Annotated in this window: 22 protein-coding genes; 11 read left to right on the top strand and 11 right to left on the bottom strand. The window is 62.3% G+C overall.

The genetic code is table 11. The features are described 5' to 3' along the window. Positions 1–10 precede the first annotated feature (10 nt). Genes NKH16_RS20790 through hisB form a run of 8 tightly spaced genes read right to left on the bottom strand, consistent with a single transcriptional unit; the run spans position 11 to position 4,773 of the window. Positions 11–337, bottom strand: a complete 327-nt coding sequence (locus NKH16_RS20790) for a phosphoribosyl-ATP diphosphatase (RefSeq protein WP_352451663.1) — start codon at positions 335–337, stop codon at positions 11–13. 36 nt (positions 338–373) lie between these two features. Next, positions 374–1,168: an imidazole glycerol phosphate synthase subunit HisF gene (hisF, locus tag NKH16_RS20795; protein WP_352472589.1), complete on the bottom strand. Its 795-nt coding sequence runs from the start codon at positions 1,166–1,168 to the stop codon at positions 374–376. Beyond that, a complete protein-coding gene (locus NKH16_RS20800; RefSeq protein ID WP_352901564.1) occupies positions 1,165–2,001 on the bottom strand; it encodes an arginase family protein in 837 nt (278 codons plus the stop codon). Before NKH16_RS20800 ends, hisF begins: the two co-directional genes overlap by 4 nt. Positions 2,002–2,004: 3 nt before the next feature. Then, on the bottom strand, positions 2,005–2,748 hold the full coding sequence (gene hisA, locus NKH16_RS20805) for a 1-(5-phosphoribosyl)-5-[(5-phosphoribosylamino)methylideneamino]imidazole-4-carboxamide isomerase (RefSeq protein ID WP_352901566.1): 744 nt from the start codon (positions 2,746–2,748) through the stop codon (positions 2,005–2,007). Positions 2,749–2,750: 2 nt separating this feature from the next. After that, positions 2,751–3,041, bottom strand: a complete 291-nt coding sequence (locus NKH16_RS20810; RefSeq protein ID WP_352743935.1) for a DUF1330 domain-containing protein — start codon at positions 3,039–3,041, stop codon at positions 2,751–2,753. 3 nt (positions 3,042–3,044) lie between these two features. Next, positions 3,045–3,695, bottom strand: coding sequence for an imidazole glycerol phosphate synthase subunit HisH (hisH, locus tag NKH16_RS20815; RefSeq protein WP_352901567.1), 651 nt, complete (start codon positions 3,693–3,695; stop codon positions 3,045–3,047). Further along, positions 3,696–4,169 (bottom strand): DUF2628 domain-containing protein, encoded by a 474-nt coding sequence (locus NKH16_RS20820; protein ID WP_352901571.1) that lies wholly within the window; start codon positions 4,167–4,169, stop codon positions 3,696–3,698. A 4-nt stretch (positions 4,170–4,173) separates the two neighbouring features. After that, positions 4,174–4,773, bottom strand: a complete 600-nt coding sequence (gene hisB / locus NKH16_RS20825) for an imidazoleglycerol-phosphate dehydratase HisB (protein ID WP_352901574.1) — start codon at positions 4,771–4,773, stop codon at positions 4,174–4,176. Positions 4,774–4,999: 226 nt separating this feature from the next. On the opposite strand from hisB, the gene hslV reads away from it, so the two are divergent. The 5 genes from hslV (at position 5,000) to NKH16_RS20850 (ending at position 9,142) form a co-directional block, all read left to right on the top strand. Then, positions 5,000–5,551 carry an ATP-dependent protease subunit HslV gene (hslV, locus tag NKH16_RS20830; protein WP_254815927.1) on the top strand — a complete coding sequence of 184 codons (552 nt, stop codon included), beginning with the start codon at positions 5,000–5,002 and terminating at the stop codon, positions 5,549–5,551. Beyond that, the gene (locus NKH16_RS20835) at positions 5,541–6,083 is read left to right on the top strand and encodes a GNAT family N-acetyltransferase (RefSeq protein WP_352736755.1); all 543 of its coding nucleotides are present in this window, start codon (positions 5,541–5,543) and stop codon (positions 6,081–6,083) included. Before hslV ends, NKH16_RS20835 begins: the two co-directional genes overlap by 11 nt. Positions 6,084–6,087: 4 nt before the next feature. After that, complete coding sequence (locus tag NKH16_RS20840; RefSeq protein WP_352451670.1) at positions 6,088–6,684, top strand: DUF2585 domain-containing protein; 597 nt, start codon at positions 6,088–6,090, stop codon at positions 6,682–6,684. A gap of 4 nt (positions 6,685–6,688) precedes the next feature. Beyond that, positions 6,689–8,002: an ATP-dependent protease ATPase subunit HslU gene (gene hslU / locus NKH16_RS20845; protein WP_254815924.1), complete on the top strand. Its 1,314-nt coding sequence runs from the start codon at positions 6,689–6,691 to the stop codon at positions 8,000–8,002. 180 nt (positions 8,003–8,182) lie between these two features. Further along, a complete protein-coding gene (locus NKH16_RS20850) occupies positions 8,183–9,142 on the top strand; it encodes a DUF1402 family protein (RefSeq protein ID WP_023677526.1) in 960 nt (319 codons plus the stop codon). 34 nt (positions 9,143–9,176) lie between these two features. Here NKH16_RS20850 and NKH16_RS20855 read toward each other — a convergent pair whose 3' ends face one another. From NKH16_RS20855 to NKH16_RS20865, 3 genes are read right to left on the bottom strand one after another with little or no spacing between them, the layout of a single operon-like run. Beyond that, positions 9,177–10,406: an NAD(P)/FAD-dependent oxidoreductase gene (locus NKH16_RS20855; protein WP_352901590.1), complete on the bottom strand. Its 1,230-nt coding sequence runs from the start codon at positions 10,404–10,406 to the stop codon at positions 9,177–9,179. Positions 10,407–10,408: 2 nt separating this feature from the next. Further along, positions 10,409–10,723 (bottom strand): MocE family 2Fe-2S type ferredoxin, encoded by a 315-nt coding sequence (locus tag NKH16_RS20860; RefSeq protein ID WP_023677524.1) that lies wholly within the window; start codon positions 10,721–10,723, stop codon positions 10,409–10,411. 40 nt (positions 10,724–10,763) lie between these two features. Further along, positions 10,764–11,891: a fatty acid desaturase family protein gene (locus NKH16_RS20865; protein WP_352701749.1), complete on the bottom strand. Its 1,128-nt coding sequence runs from the start codon at positions 11,889–11,891 to the stop codon at positions 10,764–10,766. Positions 11,892–12,028: 137 nt separating this feature from the next. Between NKH16_RS20865 and NKH16_RS20870 the strand changes: the two genes are divergently transcribed. From NKH16_RS20870 to NKH16_RS20895, 6 genes are all read left to right on the top strand, one after another. Continuing rightward, positions 12,029–13,060, top strand: coding sequence for a LacI family DNA-binding transcriptional regulator (locus NKH16_RS20870; protein WP_352901579.1), 1,032 nt, complete (start codon positions 12,029–12,031; stop codon positions 13,058–13,060). Positions 13,061–13,370: 310 nt separating this feature from the next. Further along, positions 13,371–14,312: a sugar ABC transporter substrate-binding protein gene (locus tag NKH16_RS20875; RefSeq protein ID WP_352901580.1), complete on the top strand. Its 942-nt coding sequence runs from the start codon at positions 13,371–13,373 to the stop codon at positions 14,310–14,312. A 114-nt stretch (positions 14,313–14,426) separates the two neighbouring features. Then, complete coding sequence (locus NKH16_RS20880) at positions 14,427–15,503, top strand: ABC transporter permease (protein ID WP_292655972.1); 1,077 nt, start codon at positions 14,427–14,429, stop codon at positions 15,501–15,503. 2 nt (positions 15,504–15,505) lie between these two features. Then, positions 15,506–16,273 carry an ATP-binding cassette domain-containing protein gene (locus tag NKH16_RS20885; protein WP_254815918.1) on the top strand — a complete coding sequence of 256 codons (768 nt, stop codon included), beginning with the start codon at positions 15,506–15,508 and terminating at the stop codon, positions 16,271–16,273. A 68-nt stretch (positions 16,274–16,341) separates the two neighbouring features. Then, entirely contained in the window at positions 16,342–17,343 is a 1,002-nt protein-coding gene (gene iolG, locus NKH16_RS20890) for an inositol 2-dehydrogenase (protein ID WP_352454829.1), read from the top strand. Between the two features lie 23 nt (positions 17,344–17,366). After that, entirely contained in the window at positions 17,367–18,161 is a 795-nt protein-coding gene (locus tag NKH16_RS20895; protein ID WP_352454830.1) for an SDR family oxidoreductase, read from the top strand. Positions 18,162–18,402 lie beyond the last annotated feature (241 nt).

An 18,402-nucleotide genomic window follows, 5' to 3' on the forward strand; every position in this document is an offset into this window, starting at 1 on the left:
TCCGCAGCGATCAGCCCCGGTCCAGCCGAGACGCCTTTTCGGCGATGCCCGAACGACCGGTGCGGCGTTCAAGCTCGTTGAGCACATCGCTCAGCGGAATGCCCGCTACGCCAAGAACGACAAGCCAATGATAGATGAGATCGGCGCTTTCCGAAACAAGCGCGTCCCGGTCGGCGCTGACGGCTGCGATCACCGTTTCGACTGCCTCTTCGCCGAGTTTCTGCGCTGCCTTGCTCATGCCACGCTGAAAGAGCTTGGCCGTCCACGAATCCGGATCGCCGGAACGTGCGCGTTCGCCAATAATCTTCTCCAGATCGGAGAGCGAGAACTCGGTCATGACGGCGTTTACAGCCTCTTCTTAGCCGGAAAGGCTCTAGGACCGATTACCCGGCGAGTCCAGCCGCATCGGCAGTCCGGCCTGAGCCATGTGCAGCTTGGCTTCGGCGATGCTGTAGGTGCCGAAATGGAAGATCGACGCCGCCAGCACCGCGCCGGCATGGCCGTCGCGAATGCCTTCGACAAGGTGGTCGAGCGTGCCGACGCCACCGGAAGCGATGACCGGCACGCGTACGGCATCCGCGACCGCGCGGGTAAGGGCTATATCATAGCCGGCCTTGGTGCCGTCGCGGTCCATCGATGTCAGCAGGATCTCGCCGGCGCCGAGGTCGACCACTCGCCGAGCGAACTCGACGGCGTCGATGCCGGTCTTCTCGCGGCCGCCATGGGTGAATATCTCCCAGCGATCAGCCTCGCTCCCAGCGGACACTTTCTTGGCATCGATGGCGACGACGATGCACTGGTTGCCGAATTTGTCGGCAGCCTCGGCGACAAAATTTGGGGTCTTCACCGCCGCCGTGTTGATCGACACCTTGTCGGCGCCGGCCAGTAGCAGCTTCCTGATGTCGGCGACCTGACGGACGCCACCGCCAACGGTCAGCGGCATGAAACATTGTTCGGCGGTGCGGGCGATGACATCGAAAATGGTCTCGCGGTTTTCCGACGAGGCGGTGATGTCGAGAAAGCAGAGCTCGTCGGCGCCGGCCGCGTCATAGGCTTTTGCCGCTTCGACGGGATCGCCGGCATCGACCAGGTCGACGAAATTGACGCCCTTGACGACACGGCCGTTCTTGACGTCCAGACAGGGGATGACGCGGGCTTTCAGCATCAGATCCTCTCGATCGCCCCAAGAAAGTCGACAAGCAGCTGGCCGACGACGGGCGGAACTTCGGACTGGGAATCAAAGGCCGGGTCGTAGGCCGAGAGCGTCACACCGACAATCGGGATTGACCTGGCCAGTCCGCAGGCAAGCTGCCGCAGCTGTTCCGGACTCGGGCCGCCCGGGTGCGCGTAGCGGTTCACCTGCAGCACATCCGGATCGAGGACATCCAGGTCGAGATGCAGATGCGCCCGCACAGTCCCTGTCGCCGTGAGCTTTCCGATCATATCGAGTGCACCGGCACATTCGGTGCGCACGATCGGCAAAGTTTCCAGCAGTCGCTTTTCGTCGGGATCGAGGTCGCGGGCATCGACCAGCATGCAGCGCGCCGGGTCTATCGGCCGGAACCCCGGAATTGCTGCCGCCATCGGATGCCAGCAGAGCCCGAGCGTCGCCGCCAGCGCCATGCCGTCGAGAAAGCCGTAGGAGGACGTCTCCGGCGTGTTGAGATCGCCATGCTGGTCGATCCAGATGATCGAATCCGCAACTTCACCGGCGACCGCACCGGCGGCGGTCAGGCAATTTCCAGCAAGGATAATGGGGAAGCGCCCTCCATCGCGGGCGAGGTTAACCTTGGTCGCGACGGCGTTGCAGACGGCGAAGCCGGTTGCAATTTCGCGCCCCTGCTCGTCTCCGACCTTGCCGATATCTTCGACGGCGACGTCATGGCCAGCCACGGTCAGGGCTTCGACCAGCCCACCGCCGATGATGGCGTCCGGCCCCTGGCCGCACCCTTCGTGATAGTGCCCGCTGTCGTAGGGAGCAACGATAATCGAGACCTTCACGTTTCACACCCCTGCCATCGGTTTGCCACGCAGGATCGCCAATGCCTCGGCCGGGTCGATGCGGCCGTCGTAGAGGGCGCGTCCGGAGATCGCGCCTTCGAGCTTGCGGGCATCGGGCATGGTCATGCGCACGATGTCGGCGATCGAGGCGAGCCCGCCCGAGGCGATAACCGGGATCGACACCGCGTCGGCGAGATCGATGGTGGCGTCCCAGTTGATGCCGGTCAGCACACCGTCGCGGTCGATATCGGTGTAGATGATGGCGGCGACGCCGGCACCCTCGAATTTCCTCGCCAGTTCAATGACGCCGAGGCTCGAGGCTTCAGCCCAGCCTTCGACCGCGACCTTGCCGCCCTTGGCGTCGATGCCGACGGCGATCTTGCCCGGGAATGCCTTGCAGGCCTGCCTGACCAGATCCGGATCGCGCACCGCCACGGTGCCAAGAATGACGCGGGCCAGCCCACGGTCGAGCCAGTCGTCGATCTGCGCCAGGGTGCGGATGCCGCCGCCGAGCTGCACCGGATTGCTCGTCGCCTTCAGGATGGCGCCGACCGCGGCGCTGTTGACGCTCTGGCCCTTGAAGGCGCCGTTGAGGTCGACGACGTGCAACCATTCGAAGCCCTGCTCTTCGAAGGCGCGCGCCTGAGCGGCGGGATCGTCATTGTAGATGGTGGCGGTCGCCATGTCGCCATGCCTGAGGCGCACGCATTTGCCGTCCTTGAGGTCTATCGCCGGAAACAGAAACACCTTCAGGCGCCTTCGACGATGACAAAGTGGCCGGTCGAGCCGGCTAGCCTGTACTTCAAGGCCTCCTGGTATTCAGGCGAGCCGTAGCATTCCAGCGCCTTTTCATAGGATTCGAATTCCACCAGCACGTGGCGATTGCCTGCCGGTCCTTCCGGGCTGGTGTACCGCCCGGCGCGCACCGGGAACTTCGCGCCGTATTTCGCGAAAGCCGCGGCATTGGCCTCGATGTACTGCTTGTAGATCTCGGGATCGTGGACATCGACCATTGCCATCCAATAGCCCCTCTTGCTCATGGTTCAGGGCCTCCAGCCTAGGAAATTGGTGATCAGCGCCAGGCCCAGCGCCTGGCTCTTCTCGGGGTGGAATTGCGTTCCGGCTAGGTTGTCGCGGGCGACAGCGGCCGTTACCGGGCCGCCATAGTCGGCAACCGCCAGCACCTCATCCTCCTTCCGTGCATCGAGATAGTAGGAGTGGACGAAATAGGCGTGCAGTCCCTTGCCACCCGTCGCAATGCCGGAAAACAGCGGATGCTTGCGCTTCAAGTCAATCGTGTTCCAGCCGATCTGCGGGATCTTCAGTGTCGGATCGGCCGGCGTGATCTCCTTGACGTCGCCGGCGACCCAGCCAAAGCCCTTTGTGACGGTCTTTTCCAGGCCTCGCTCCGACATCAGCTGCATGCCGACGCAAATGCCGAGGAACGGCCGAGCCTTGGCGATCGCCACCTCCTCGACCGCTTCCCACATGCCGGCGACTGCACGCAGTCCAGCGGCGCAATCGGCATAGGCACCGACGCCGGGCAGGACGATGCGGTCGGCGGTCCTGACCCGCTCGGCATCGGCGGTGAGTTCGATCGCGGCGGCAATGCCGGCTTCATGCGCGGCACGCTCGAAGGCCTTGGTGGCCGAGCGCAGATTGCCCGACCCGTAATCGATGATCGCCACCCTCATCTAGGGCTTTCCCGGAATATGGTTCAGCCCCAGCGCCAGGCCCATCTGCGCCGACCGGGCATGTGCTGCGTCTGGGACGATGCGTTGCACCGTCGGTTGTTCAGCCGATTGAGCATTGGCTTCCAATGCATAGCGGACGTCTGCGTCGTCGAGCGTGTCGGCCTCGACCACGCCCCATTCATGCCAGCCGCGACGGCGCAGGGCTGCGATCCGCAAGCCCTGCCCTTCCAGTCCGACAAAGAGCATGACAAGCAGGGATAAAAGCGAGCCGGCTGTTTCCAGGTCCAGCCTTTCGCCCAGCATCGAGAGCAGGCCCATGGCGACAAACGCCAATGCCGCCTCGACCCACAGCCGGTGCCAGGCCAGCCACAGCGGCGGCACCAAGAAGCCGAGCCAGGCAAAGCCGTCACGGATAAAGGTAGTGTCCACGCTTTCGCTGTGGCCTGGCGGCTCCATCACGACATAAATGGCCATGACGCTATCCTTTCAGGGATCCCTTGGTGGAGGGAACCGCGTCCGGCTGGCGCGGGTCGCGCTCAAGCGCCGAACGCAGCGCACGCGCCACGGCCTTGAAGCAGGTCTCGGCGATGTGGTGGTTGTTGGCGCCGTAATGATTGGTGACATGCAGCGTGATGCCGGCATTCTGCGCCAGCGCGTGGAAGAATTCGCGCACCAGCTCGGTGTCGAACGTACCGATCTTCGGCGACGAGAATGAAACATTCCAGACCAGAAAAGGCCGGCCGGAGACATCGATTGCCGCCCGCGTCAGTGTCTCGTCCATGGCGAGATCGATCGAGGCGTAGCGCATGATGCCGCGCCGCTCGCCCAATGCCTTGGCCAGCGCCTGGCCGAGCGCAATGCCCGTATCCTCGACCGTGTGGTGGTCGTCTATGTGCAGGTCGCCCTTGGCCTTCACCGTCATGTCGATCAGCGAATGGCGGGATAGCTGGTCCAACATGTGGTCGAAGAAGCCGACGCCCGTCGAAATGTCGGATTTGCCCGAGCCGTCGACCTGAACCGACGCGGCGATGTCGGTTTCCTTGGTCTTGCGGCTTATCTCGGCCGAACGGGGCGCCATGACCTCATCCTTGTCTCAGATTTTGCACGATTCAGGCTTTCACATGCCTGAAAACGAAAGCCTTCTAGCAGCATGATCCGGCGATTGCCAGTTACCGCTGCGGAGCCCGATCCGACCCGGTGGATGGCCGGTTTGCAATCATCCGGCCTATACATACATATGGCCGATCAAATCACTCGTAACGCGCCGATCGCCTTAATGGGATCGGTGCTGAACGGAGCAGAAAATGTCGAATGAACTGACCATGCATGCCACGACCATCCTGACCGTGCGCAAGGGCGGCAAGGTGGTGATCGCCGGCGACGGCCAGGTCAGCCTCGGCCAGACCATCATGAAGGGCAACGCCAAGAAGGTGCGCCGCATCGGCAAGGGCGGCAACGTCATTGCCGGCTTCGCCGGCGCCACCGCCGATGCCTTCACGCTGCTGGAGCGGCTCGAAGCCAAGCTCGAACAATATCCCGACCAGCTGACACGCGCCTGCGTCGAGCTCGCTAAGGACTGGCGCACCGACCGTTATTTGCGCCGGCTGGAAGCAATGATGCTGGTGGCCGACAAGTCGGTGTCGCTGGCGTTGACCGGCACCGGCGACGTGCTGGAGCCCGAATTTGGCGTCATGGCCATCGGCTCCGGCGGCAACTACGCGTTGGCCGCGGCCCGCGCCCTGATGGACAGCGACAAGGGCGCAGAGGAGATCGCCCGCAAGGCGATGCAGATCGCGTCAGACATTTGCGTCTACACCAACAACAACTTCGTCGTCGAAACCCTCGATGCCGCCTGAGCGGAGCCTCCGCTATGGTTTTCGGCCGGTGACCCAGAGGGACCTGCCGATGATCGCCGGCTGGCTTGCCGAGCCGCATGTCGCCGAATGGTGGAACGACCCAGAGACCGAGATTGCGGAGATCCGCGAGCATATCGACAGCATTTCGGTCGAGCCGCTGATTATCGAGCTCGACGGAAAGCCCATCGGCTATTTGCAGAGCTACGATCCGCATCTGGAGGACGGCCATCCCTATAGCGACCAGCCGTTCGGCACGCTCGGCATCGATCTGTCGATCGGCGTGCCGGAGCTTGTCGGGGTCGGCCACGGCTCCGCGATCGTCCGGCAGTTCGTCGAGCAGCTTTTCGAGGAAGGTACGCCGCGCGTCATCATCGACCCGGACCCCGCCAATGCACGGGCTATCCGTGCCTATGAAAAGGCCGGTTTCACGGCTATCGATCGCAGGAAGTCGGAATATGGCGATGCCGTGCTGATGGCGATTGATGCCCCAGAGGGTGATGCCGGACAGGGTGATGCAGAAGAGGGGCAATAGCAGCATGAGCGTATCCAGCGACAAAACCGTCTCGGCCTACGAAGACAGCTGGCGAATGGGGCTTCTGCTGGTTCTCGGCCTGGTCATCTTCCAGGCGGGGGTCCTCTACGGCATGGGGCGGACGCCGATTTGTACCTGCGGCTACGTCAAGCTGTGGCACGGCATTGTGCAGAGCTCCGAGAATTCCCAGCATATTTCCGACTGGTACAGCTTCTCGCACATCATTCACGGTTTCCTGTTCTATGCGCTGGCGTGGTTCCTTTTCCCGCGCTCGCCGATCGGGCTCAGGCTGGCCTTTGCGGTGGTTATAGAGGGCGGCTGGGAGCTACTCGAGAACAGCCCTTTCATCATCGATCGCTATCGCGCCGGCACGATTTCGCTCGACTATTATGGCGACAGCATCATCAATTCGGTGTCGGACACGCTGGCCATGGTGCTCGGGTTTGTCATGGCGCGAAGGCTTCCTATATGGGTGGTCGTGACCCTCGCCCTCATCTTCGAATTCGGTGTCGGCTATCTCATCCGGGACAATCTGACACTCAACGTGATCATGCTGCTGCATCCGTTCGAGTCCATTCGGCAGTGGCAAAGTGGAATTTAGTGACATGAGCACCTTCTCTCCTCGCGAAATCGTTTCGGAACTCGACCGCTTCATCATCGGCCAGAAAGACGCCAAGCGTGCCGTGGCGATTGCCTTGCGCAACCGCTGGCGCCGCCAGCAGCTCGAGGGCCAGATGCGCGAAGAGGTGATGCCGAAGAATATCCTGATGATCGGCCCGACCGGCGTCGGCAAGACCGAGATTTCGCGCCGCCTGGCACGCCTTGCCGGTGCGCCTTTCGTCAAGGTCGAAGCCACCAAGTTCACCGAGGTCGGTTATGTCGGCCGCGATGTCGAGCAGATCATCCGCGACCTGGTCGAGATCGCCATCGGGCTGGTTCGCGAGAAGATGCGCGAGGACGTCAAGGCGCGTGCCCACATCAACGCCGAGGAACGGGTGCTCGAAGCGCTCGTCGGCAAGACGGCGAGCCCGGCCACCCGTGACAGTTTCCGCAAGAAGCTGCGCGACGGCGAGCTCGACGACAAGGAGATCGAGATCGAAGTGGCCGATACCGGCAATGGCGGCATGCCTGGCTTCGAGATCCCCGGCATGCCGGGCGCCAATATCGGCGTGCTCAACATCAACGATATGCTGTCGAAAGCGATGGGCGGCAAGAAGACCAAGTTGCGCAAGACGACCGTCAAGGAGTCCTACGGGCTATTGATCAGCGACGAGTCCGACAAGCTGCTCGATCAGGACGAAGTGGTGCGCAGGGCACTCGAATCGACCGAGAATGACGGCATTGTCTTCCTTGACGAGATCGACAAGATCGCCTCGCGTGAAGGCGGCATCGGTGCCGGTGTTTCGCGCGAGGGCGTCCAGCGCGACCTGTTGCCACTGGTCGAAGGCACCACGGTTGCGACCAAATACGGACCGGTGAAGACCGACCACATCCTGTTCATCGCCTCGGGTGCGTTCCACGTCGCCAAGCCCTCCGACCTGCTGCCGGAATTGCAGGGCCGCCTGCCGATCCGCGTCGAGCTGCGGGCGCTGGAGAAGGACGATTTCGTCCGCATCCTCACCGAGACCGAGGCCAGCCTGATCAAGCAGTATATCGCGCTGATGAAGACCGAAGGCGTCGACCTGGTCTTCACCGATGACGCGATCGATTCGTTGGCCGGCATCGCCGTGGACCTTAACGCCAGCGTCGAGAATATCGGCGCCAGGCGGCTGCAGACGGTGATGGAACGGGTGCTGGACGATATCTCCTATGACGCGCCGGACCGCAACGGCACCTCGGTGACCATCGATGCCGCCTATGTCGAGAAGCATGTCGGCGACCTCTCCAGAAACACGGACTTGTCGCGTTTCATCCTGTAGGAGACGCTTCATTCTCGAAGAGGTGGGGAATTGCTCCCGGCCTCCCCAATTTGGCCCAGCATTCCCGATGTGTGGCCAAATGGAAGCATCCGGCAAGCTTTCGTCCCGTCGGGTGCAGGCGTCTCTCGACTCCCGGTGGAGCATTACCTAGTTTGCCGGCGACTATTTGGGCGGCGGCGCATGAAAAAACTGATCCTCGTCATTTTGGGGCTGACGCTGGCGGCAGCCATGTTCGCCGCGCAAGCGGCAACGATGGTGCCGCCGGGCAACCGCAACACCGAGCAGCCCGACATACCGGGCGCTTCGAGCCGGCGCACCCAGGCGACCAACACCACGTTTCAGGCGAAATACCGCAAAGTCTTTGCGCTGCTCCAGAACGATGCCGAGCTGCGCGGCAAAATCAAGCAGGCAGCCGCGGCCTATGGCATCGACCCAATGCATATCGTCGGCGCCATCGTCGGCGAGCACACCTACAATGTCGACGCCTACGACCGGCTGCAGACCTACTACGTCAAGGCGATTTCGTATCTGTCGAGCAAGCTCTCCTTTGCCTATGATGGCGAGGACATCTCCGATTTCGTGCAGCGGCCGCAATTTGCGAAATGCGCAGGGAAGTCCGACAGCTACGATCTGTGGGAGTGCCGCGAACAGGTGTGGAACCGGTCGTTCCGCGGCAAGACCGTTGACGGCGAGAGCTTTCCCAACGACCGCTTAGGCGCCACTTTCTTCCAGCCTTATTATGCCGGGCAGACTTTTGGCCTTGGCCAGCTCAATCCGCTGACGGCGCTGCAAATGAGCGACCTCGTGCACAAGGTTTCCGGCCTGCCGGAACTCGACGTCGGCGATCCCAACGCGGTCTACAAGACCATCATGGATCCTGACCTGACACTACCTTATGTCGCAGCAACAATCCGGAAATCGATCGACGCCTATAGAAGCATTGCCGGCTTTGACATCTCAGGCAATCCCGGCATCACGTCGACGCTCTACAATGTCGGCAATCCCGAACAGCGCGCCTATGCGCTGAAAGCCGAGAACGACAAGCGCCGCGCTGCGGGCGAACCGGAAAAGCTGCCCGAGGAAAATTACTATGGCTGGCTGGTCAACGACAAGCTGCCGGAGCTGAAAGCGCTGTTTTAGCCGAACGCGTTCGGCCTATTATCCACGCGGCGGATCAAGCCGCCAGCAGCGATTTTAATTTGACCGCCTGCGAGACTAGCGATTCCGGCGCCGGCCTTGCCTGCTTTGCAATCAGCATCTCGGCCAGCCTTATGTCGCGGGCGACCGCGTTGCCGGGGCCGATGCCGCTTGCCGCAACCAGCCTGCCGTCCTCGGCGAGGTGGAACAGGATGAAGGCGCCGTCGCCGAGGTCGCGGCGCACGATGCTGCGGCCTTCGTCCGACAGGCCGGCGATCTGCAAGGTCAGGCCGTACTGATCCGACCAGAACCACGGCACCGCCGCATGGGACTCGCCGGCGCCAAGCATATTCCTTGCGGCAAGCGCGCCCTGCTCCTGTGCATTGCGCCAAGCTTCGAGCCGCACGCGCCGGCCGCCATAGATGGCGAGCGGAAACGAACAGCAATCGCCGGCGGCAAAGATATCCCGGTCGCTGGTGCGAAGCTCGGCGTCGACGGCGACACCATTGTCGACGGTCAGCCCCGCCTCCGCGGCAAGTCCGGTCACCGGCACGGCGCCGATGCCGATCACGGCAAGATCGGCGACAATGTCGTGTCCACCGGCGAGCGCCATGCGCACTTCGGCGCCATCATCGGCAATGGCGGCGATGCCCTCGCCGCACAGGATTTTCACCCCTTCGGCTACATGCGCCTGATGGATGACCTCAGCGATCTCGGCCGGCACGCCGCGCATCAAGATGCGCGGCTGCGCCTCGATAACTGTGACCGCCGCACCCAGTCTGCGTGCCGCCGCGGCAAGCTCAAGCCCGATGAAGCCGCCGCCAATGATGGCGATGCGATTTCCGGCGCTGAGATGGGCGCGAATGGCCAGCGCGTCGTTGAAGGTCCGGAGGTAGACGCAGCGCCCGCCAAGGCCCGGCATCGGCAGCTTGCGCGGCACCGAACCGGTCGCCAGCAGGAGCTTGTCGTAGGCCAGGACGGAACCGTCCGAGAGGCGCACGACATGCGCCGCGCGGTCGATCGCCACCGCCTGAACCGAATGGATATGCCTGATCGATCTTTCGGCCAGGATCGCGTCGGTGGCGATTGCCTTGAGCAGGGGCGCGTCGGCGACCATCGCGTCTTTCGACAGCGGCGGCCGCTCATAGGGAAGATGCGGCTCGTCGCCGACCAGCGTCACCGGGCCATCATAGCCGAGCTCGCGCAGCGCAAAGGCGGCGCGCCCGCCGCATTCGCCGGCGCCAATGATGACCATTCCCTGCGTCATCATCAACCAATCCGGACAAGGACTTTGCCGGCGTCGACTTTGACCGGATAAGTTCTCAGATCGACGCAGACCGGCGCGCCCCTGGCAGCCCCTGTCTTGTAGTTGAAGCGGCCATTGTGCTTCGGGCACTCGATGATGTCGTCCATGACCAGCCCGTCGGCCAGATGCACCTTCTCATGCGTGCAAAGCCCGTCGGTGGCGAAATACTCGTCGTCGGGGCTGCGATAGATGGCAAAGGTGCGGCCGCCATGGTCGAAGCGCATCACGTCCTCTTCGTCGATGTCCTCGGCGTCACAGGCCTCGACCCAGTCGCTCATTTACGGGTCCCTCGATGTTTGGTGCCTTGGCATGGGCTTGTCATTCAGCAGCCACCGCAACAGCAGCGTTATCGCTGTGGAAATCCTCGCGATAGGGCCTCGCCGTCGGCGGCAGTTCGCGCTTGATGAAATAATCCTCATTGCGCAGCTGGCGCAGGAAAGCCGGTATCATCTCGCGGTAGCCGGCCAGGATGGACGGTGTCGGCGCCGGCAGATCGTGCTTGATCAGTTCGTGCAGCCTGGGCAGCGCGTGATAGGGCACCATGGGAAACATGTGATGCTCGACATGGTAGTTCATGTTCCAGTAGATGAAGCGGCTTATCGGGTTCATGTAGACGGTGCGGCTGTTGAGCCGGTGATCGGTGACGTTTTCAGCCAGGCCGCCATGCTGCAGCAGGCCGACCATGACATGGTGCCAGGCACCGTAAAGCCTGGGCAGACCGACCAGCATCAGCGGCAGGAACGAGCCGGTATAGAGCGCCAGCGCAATGGTCGCGGCATAGATTGTCGTCCAGATGCGGGCAATGCGAATTGCCTTCGGCTGCTCCTGGTCGGGAATGAAGGTTCTTTCGGCCGGACTGACGATACCGGCTGCATTGCGCAGCATGTCGCTCATCGCCTGCCAGGCGTCGAGAATGCCGACGAAGTTGAGCACCACGCGCAGCAGATCGGGCGGACGCATCACCGATATCTCCGGATCGCGGCCGACGATGATGGTATCGGTATGGTGGCGCGTATGGCTCCAGCGCCAGGTCACGGGATTGCGCATGATCATGAAGCAGGCGATCTGATAGACCACATCGTTCATCCACTGCGTCCTGAAGGCGGTGCCGTGGCCGCATTCGTGCCAGCGTGAATCGGTGGAGGAACCGTAGAGGACGCCATAGACGAAGAAGAACGGCACGCACCACCAGCTGCCCCAGAACCAGGCGGCGCCGGCGCCGCTGAGGATCATGGTGCCGAGCCAGATGATGGTATCGCGGATCGCCGGGCCGTCGGAGCGCTGCATCAGCTCCTTCATCTGCTTGCGCGGCACGTCGGTGTGATACCACTCGGCCGCCGCCAGCCCGCTCTCGACGGCAAGCTTCGCGTCGCGGCCGATCAGGCTGTAGTCGCGTCGGGACGCTGCTGCGGAGCTCGTATTCCCGGTTCGGAGTCCAATATCCACCATAGCGGAGGCCTCGATCATATTCGGTCAGCGTTCAAAATAACGCCAAGCCCTGATAGGCTCAATATCACAAAGATAGTTTCTATCATTTTACATCAGAATGGTGTAAAAGGGCCAAACAGTGGAATGAGGCAGCGATGGCGAAACGGCCGACGATCACCGACCTGGCGCGCATTTCGGGGGTCAGCGTTGCCACCGTCGACCGGGTGCTGAACAACCGCTTGCCGGTGCGCGAGGAAACCGCGCGCCGCGTCTATGAGGCCGCGACCAGCATCGGCTATCACGCAGCCGGATTGATCAAGCAGCGGATGCGCCATGAATTGCCCGAATACCGGCTCGGGTTCCTGCTGTTGAGACGGGAGGACGTCTTCTACAGTGAATTTGCCCGCGAGCTTGAACTGGCGGTATCGCAGTCGCCGCGCTTTCGCGGCGTGGCCACCATCGACTTCGCCGCTTCGCTGGCGCCGGACGAGATCGTCGAGCGGATGCGCAAGCTGGCCGCCAAATCCAGGGCCGTCGCCCTGGTCGGGCCTGATCACCCGACGCTGACGGTCGCCGTCGAGGCTCTCAAAGCCAATGGCGTACCGGTGTTCTCCCTGCTTTCCGACTTTGCGTCCGGTATTCGCGAGGGCTATGTTGGCCTGGACAATCGCAAGGTCGGCCGCACCGCTGCCTGGATGATCTCGAAGGCCGCGAAGAGACCTGGCAAGGTTGCCCTCTTCGTCGGCAGCCATCGCTTCCATGGCCATGAGCTTCGCGAGATCGGTTTTCGCTCCTTCTTTCGCGAGCAGGCGCCGGAATTCACTCTCCTCGAGACGTTGGTCAATCTGGAAGCGAACCAGATCACGCATGATGCAATGATCGAGCTTCTGGCCCGCCACCCTGATCTCACCGGTTGCTATGTCGCCGGTGGCGGCATGGAAGGCGCGATCTCGGCACTGAGGGAGGCAAAGCCGGCTGAGATGCCGGCGGTCGTCTGCAACGAGATCACGCCCGACTCCCGCGCGGCGCTGGCAGATAATTTCCTGACCATGGTGATCTCGACGCCACTGGCGGCGCTTTCCCGCGAGCTTGTCGGGCTGATGGCGCATGCCATCGAGACCGGCGCTGCGAATGCGCCGGGCCAGACCTTTCTGCCCTTCGACATTTATCTGCCGGAAAACATCTGACGTCGCGGTCATCGACGGCAGATATGATGTAATCTATCAGAACGCTTTCAGGCCTGGCTTGCGTTAGCGTCCGTCTAAAAGCGCTCGAAATGCCGAAAATCCATTCCTCATGGCGAAATCTCGCTTGACGCCCAAGCGAAATGGAATAAATATTTCACCAACTGAGAATTTTGGTTCTTTCGTTCCGGAAGATCTGTTTCAGGCAAAATGCCTCCGGAACCAAAAATGGCAATCGGGAGAGAATTCCCTGCGAGATCGGGGATTCCGGGTAGATCGGTGCAGCCGGACACCAATGTGGAGGAGAAATAAAATGAAAAAACTGCTTTTGGGCGTCGCGTTCGCGGCGCTGATGAGTTCGTCCGCCTTTGCTGCCAAGATCGGCGTGTCGATGGCGTTGTTCGACGACAATTTTCTCACCGTGCTGCGCAACGGCATGATTGAACAGGCCAAGGGCATGGACGGCGTCGAGCTGCAGGTGGAGGATGCGCAGAACGACGTCGCCAAGCAACTCGACCAGATCAAGAACTTCGCCGCCTCAGGCGTCGACGCCATCATCGTCAACCCGGTCGACACCTCGGCGACTCAGGCGATGTCGGACGCAGCCGCCGCTGCCAAGATTCCACTGGTCTATGTCAATCGCGAGCCGGTCAACGTCGACACGCTGCCCGAAAACCAGGCCTTCGTCGCCTCGAACGAAGCCGATTCCGGCACGCTCGAGACCAAGGAGGTCTGCCGCCTGTTCAAGGAGGCCGGCAAGAAAGAGGCCAATGTCTATGTGATCATGGGTGAGCTGTCGAACCAGGCCGCGGTGCAGCGCACCAAGGACATTGACGACGTGATCGCCACGCCGGAGTGCAGCTTCATCAAGATCATCGACAAGCAGACGTCGAACTGGAAGCGCGAAGAAGCGCAGAACCTGATGACCAACTGGCTGTCGACCGGCAAGCCGTTCGACGGCGTCATCGCCAATAATGACGAAAGCGCCATCGGCGCCATCCAGGCGATGAAGGCCGCCAACATCGACATGAAGTCGGTTGTCGTCGGCGGGGTCGACGCTACCCAGGATGCGCTTGCCGCGATGCAGGCGGGCGACCTCGATGCGACGGTGTTCCAGGACGCGGCCGGCCAGGGTGCCGGCGCGCTTGACGCGGCGCTCAAGCTGGCGAAGGGCGAGAAGGTCGAGCACAAGGTCTACATCCCGTTCCAGCTGGTCACGCCGGCAAATATCGACAAGTTCCTGAAGAAGAACTGAGGCGGACCTGTCCGATACGGAGCGGCGCGCCGAAGTAAGACAGCGCCGCTCCGCTTTTTCCCTCTCGGCCTGAACAGCGCCGAGTGGAGACCGTGGCTGACGGAGGAAGCACGATTGGCACAGACATCTCACGGCGTCGGCGGGCTCAGCTATGATGCGAAGCGGCGCGCATGGCCGGCCGAATTCAACGTCTTCCTGGCGCTCGTCATCCTGGTCGGCGCTTTCGAGCTGATCGGCCGGGTTTTCCTGGGCGACAGCTTCCTGTTCAACACCCGCGACAATATCGATGCGATCTTCAACGAAGCGCGCCTGCAGATCATCATCCTGCAGGTGTCGATCGTCGGCATTATTGCCATCGGCGTGACGCAGGTGATCATTACCGGCGGCATCGACCTGTCCTCAGGTTCGATCGTCGGCGCCACGGCAATGATCGCCATGAGCTTCGCCCAGGTGGCGACGGTCAACGGCAACCCGAACCCCAAGGCGATGTTCATCGCCCAGGGCTGGACCGACCTGCCGGTGATCGTGCCGGTGCTGGTCGCGATCGGCTGCGGACTGCTGGCCGGCCTGGTCAACGGCGCTTTGATCGCCTACACGCGCATCCCGCCGTTCATCGCCACGCTCGGCATGATGGTCACCGCACGCGGCATCGCCAAATGGTGGTCAAAGGGGCAGCCGATCTCGTTTCCGACCGAGAGTTTCGCCGCCATCGGCAAGGGGCTGATGCCGGTCATCATTTTCATATCGCTCGCAGTGCTGTTCCAGCTGATCCTGAGTTACACCAAATATGGCAAGCACTGCTATGCAATCGGCTCCAATGAGGACGCCGCGCGCATGTCCGGCATCAACATCGCCAACCACAAGATCCTCGTCTACGTCATTGCCGGCGTCCTCGCCGCGCTCGCCGCCGTGGTGCTGAGCTCCAAGAATCTCACCGCCCAGGCCGGCATGGGTGTAATGTACGAGCTCGACGCGATCGCCATGGCGGTTATCGGCGGCGTCTCGCTGTCGGGCGGCCGCGGTTCGATTATCGGGACGGTGATCGGCTCGCTGATCTTCGGCGTCATCATCTCCGGCTTCACCTTTCTGCGCCTCGACGCCTATTATCAGGAGATGGTCAAAGGCGTGATCATCGTCGGCGCAGTCGTACTCGACCAGTGGCGCCAACGCCTGCGGGCGATGAGGGCTTGATTATGTCGGACATCGTCCTGAAGACCGAAAACCTGACCAAGTATTATGGCGGCGTCCATGCGCTGGAGGGTGCCAACTTCGAGCTGCGCAAGGGCGAGCACGTCGCCATCATGGGCGACAACGGCGCTGGCAAATCGACCTTCGTACGCCAGATCACCGGCGTCGAGCAGCGCACCAGCGGCAGGATGTGGTTCGACGGCAAGGAAGTGAATTTTGCCGGCCCGATCGAAGCCCGCGAGGCGGGCATCGAGACGGTGTTCCAGAACTTGGCGCTCGCCGACGACCTCGACGTCCCGTCGAACCTGTTCCTCGGCCGCGAGCGGGTGCTTTTCAATCTCGGGCCCTTCTCGATCCTCGATCGTAAGTTCATGCGCAAGGCGACCGAGGCAGCCTTGGTCCGGACAGCGGTCAAGATCCCCAATCTTTCCAATACTATCCGCCACATGTCGGGCGGCCAGCGCCAGTGCGTGGCGATTGCCAGAACCGCGACCTTTGCTTCCAAGCTCATCATCATGGATGAGCCGACGGCGGCACTCGGCGTGCAGGAGACGATGCAGGTCGAAAACATCATCCGCACGCTGAAGGAGAATGGCGAACCGCTGATCCTGATCTCTCACAACATGCGCCAGGTGTTCGACCTGGTCGACCGCATTGTCGTTTTCCGGCGCGGCCGCATCGTCGCCAATTTGCGCAAGCAAGACACCGACGGCAACGATATCGTCTCCTACATCACCGGTGCCAAGACCGGGCAGGCAGAACTTGCGGCGTAACGGCCAACGCCGAGCCACAGGCGCTGACACGCCCTCCCTTCCGAACCATCCTCAAAGGAAAATTCTTCATGCCTCTTCGCTTTGCTCTTCTCGGTGCCGGCCGTATCGGCAAGGTCCATGCTCGCGCCGTTGGTTCCAATCCGCAGGCCAGGCTGGTTGCGGTTGCCGACGCCTTCGAGAAGGCGGCGACCGATCTGGCCTCTGCCTATGACGCCGAAGTGCGCAGCATCGATGCCATCGAGAAGGCCGGCGATATCGACGCGGTCGTCATCTGCACGCCGACCGACACTCATGCCGATCTGATCGAACGCTTCGCCAAAGCGGGTAAAGCGATTTTCTGCGAAAAGCCGATCGACCTCGACGCCGCCCGGGTGGAACGTTGCCTGGCCGTCGTCGACAAGACCGGCGCCACCCTGATGGTCGGCTTCAACCGCCGCTTCGATCCGCATTTTGCCGCCGTGCGCAAGGCGATCGACGACGGCGCTATCGGCACTGTCGAAATGGTGACAATCACCTCGCGCGATCCCGGCCCGCCGCCGCTCGACTATATCGGCCGCTCGGGCGGCATCTTCCGCGACATGACCATTCATGATTTCGACATGGCGCGCTTCCTGCTCGGCGAGGAGCCGGTGGCGGTCAGCGCGCATGCTTCGGTGCTGGTCGACAAGAAGATCGGCGAGGCCGGCGACTTCGACAGCGTCAGCGTCATCCTCGAAACTGCCTCCGGCAAGCAATGCGTTATCTCCAACTCACGCCGCGCCACCTACGGCTACGACCAGCGCATCGAGGTGCATGGCTCGAAAGGCATGATTGCGGCCGAGAACCAGCGGCCGGTGTCGATCGAACTGGCCAATGAGAAAGGCTATACGCGGCCGCCGCTGCACGATTTCTTCATGACCCGTTATCTCGACGCTTATGCCAACGAGATCGCTGCCTTCATCGCGGCAGCGACGTCAGGCAAGAAGGCGACGCCGAGCGGCAAGGACGGGCTGGTGGCGCTCAGGCTGGCGGATGCGGCGCTGAAATCGGCCAAGGAAGGCAAGACCGTCCGCCTCGACAAAACAATCTGACTATCAAGCACAGGAGCAAGGCGATGAACGGTTCAGCCGGTCGCAATTCCGAAACACGCGCCATCGTCACCGGCGGCGCACAAGGCATCGGCTTTGCCGTCGCCGAAGCGCTGGCCGATGAGGGCTGCCGGGCGCTGGCGCTGATCGGCCGCTCGCAGGAGAAGGGCGACAAGGCTGTCGCCATCCTCAAGGGGGCAGGCGTCGATGCCATCTTCATCAGCGCCGACGTCTCAAAAGTGGCCGACTGCAAGCGTGCGGTCGAAACGGCGATTGGCCATTTTGGTACCGTCAACGCGCTGGTCAACGCCGCTGCCACCTCGGCTCGCGGCTCGCTGGTCGAGACCTCCGAGGATCTCTTCGACCAGATATTCCAGACCAATGTGCGCGGCCCGTTTTTCCTGATGCAGAGCGTGGTGGCGCATTTGCTGGCGCGCCAGGCACCGGGCTCGATCGTCAACGTGCTGTCGATGTCGGCGCATTGCGGCCAGTCGTTCCTGGCGCCCTATTCGTCGAGCAAGGGAGCGCTGGCGACACTCACCAAGAATGTCGCCAATGCCTATCGCGGCAATCGCATCCGCTGCAATGCGGTGCTGCCCGGCTGGATGGACACCGAGGGCGAGGCGATCGTTCAGAAGAAATGGCACGACGCGCCGGAGGACTGGTTGGAGAAGGCCGAAGCCGCGCAGCCGATGGGCCAATTGGTGAAGCCGGCGCAGCTTGCCCGGTTGATCAGCTATATGATCAGCCCGCAGTCCGGCGTCATGACCGGGTCGCTGGTCGACTACGATCAGAGCATCGCCGGGGCGTCACCGGAATAACGCCGGCAAGTCTAGCGGAACGCCGCCCATCACTTCGTCATCCACGGGCGGAGCAAGGAGCGCAGCGACGCGGCGCAGACCCGAGAATCCATGCCGTGACATCTAGGCGTCGCTACAATGCAGAATTTAGTTCCGCAGCACTCCTTGGCCAAGGCAACGGCATGATGGGGTGGACGGCGCCCGACGGCATCGGATGTGCCAGAATGAGTTCGTTGAGATCTCAAACAAGGGAGCCGTCCGT

Source organism: Mesorhizobium sp. M1307 (assembly GCF_040318155.1).
Lineage (GTDB): Bacteria > Pseudomonadota > Alphaproteobacteria > Rhizobiales > Rhizobiaceae > Mesorhizobium.

Coding starts and splice junctions, on each gene's coding strand:
- NKH16_RS20790 (WP_352451663.1), bottom strand. CDS start 337: ATGACCGAGTTCTCGCTCTCCGATCTGGAGAAGATTATTGGCGAACGC.
- NKH16_RS20810 (WP_352743935.1), bottom strand. CDS start 3,041: ATGAGCAAGAGGGGCTATTGGATGGCAATGGTCGATGTCCACGATCCC.
- hisH (WP_352901567.1), bottom strand. CDS start 3,695: ATGAGGGTGGCGATCATCGATTACGGGTCGGGCAATCTGCGCTCGGCC.
- NKH16_RS20820 (WP_352901571.1), bottom strand. CDS start 4,169: ATGGCCATTTATGTCGTGATGGAGCCGCCAGGCCACAGCGAAAGCGTG.
- hisB (WP_352901574.1), bottom strand. CDS start 4,773: ATGGCGCCCCGTTCGGCCGAGATAAGCCGCAAGACCAAGGAAACCGAC.
- hslV (WP_254815927.1), top strand. CDS start 5,000: ATGTCGAATGAACTGACCATGCATGCCACGACCATCCTGACCGTGCGC.
- NKH16_RS20835 (WP_352736755.1), top strand. CDS start 5,541: ATGCCGCCTGAGCGGAGCCTCCGCTATGGTTTTCGGCCGGTGACCCAG.
- NKH16_RS20840 (WP_352451670.1), top strand. CDS start 6,088: ATGAGCGTATCCAGCGACAAAACCGTCTCGGCCTACGAAGACAGCTGG.
- hslU (WP_254815924.1), top strand. CDS start 6,689: ATGAGCACCTTCTCTCCTCGCGAAATCGTTTCGGAACTCGACCGCTTC.
- NKH16_RS20850 (WP_023677526.1), top strand. CDS start 8,183: ATGAAAAAACTGATCCTCGTCATTTTGGGGCTGACGCTGGCGGCAGCC.
- NKH16_RS20855 (WP_352901590.1), bottom strand. CDS start 10,406: ATGACGCAGGGAATGGTCATCATTGGCGCCGGCGAATGCGGCGGGCGC.
- NKH16_RS20860 (WP_023677524.1), bottom strand. CDS start 10,723: ATGAGCGACTGGGTCGAGGCCTGTGACGCCGAGGACATCGACGAAGAG.
- NKH16_RS20870 (WP_352901579.1), top strand. CDS start 12,029: ATGGCGAAACGGCCGACGATCACCGACCTGGCGCGCATTTCGGGGGTC.
- NKH16_RS20875 (WP_352901580.1), top strand. CDS start 13,371: ATGAAAAAACTGCTTTTGGGCGTCGCGTTCGCGGCGCTGATGAGTTCG.
- NKH16_RS20885 (WP_254815918.1), top strand. CDS start 15,506: ATGTCGGACATCGTCCTGAAGACCGAAAACCTGACCAAGTATTATGGC.
- iolG (WP_352454829.1), top strand. CDS start 16,342: ATGCCTCTTCGCTTTGCTCTTCTCGGTGCCGGCCGTATCGGCAAGGTC.
- NKH16_RS20895 (WP_352454830.1), top strand. CDS start 17,367: ATGAACGGTTCAGCCGGTCGCAATTCCGAAACACGCGCCATCGTCACC.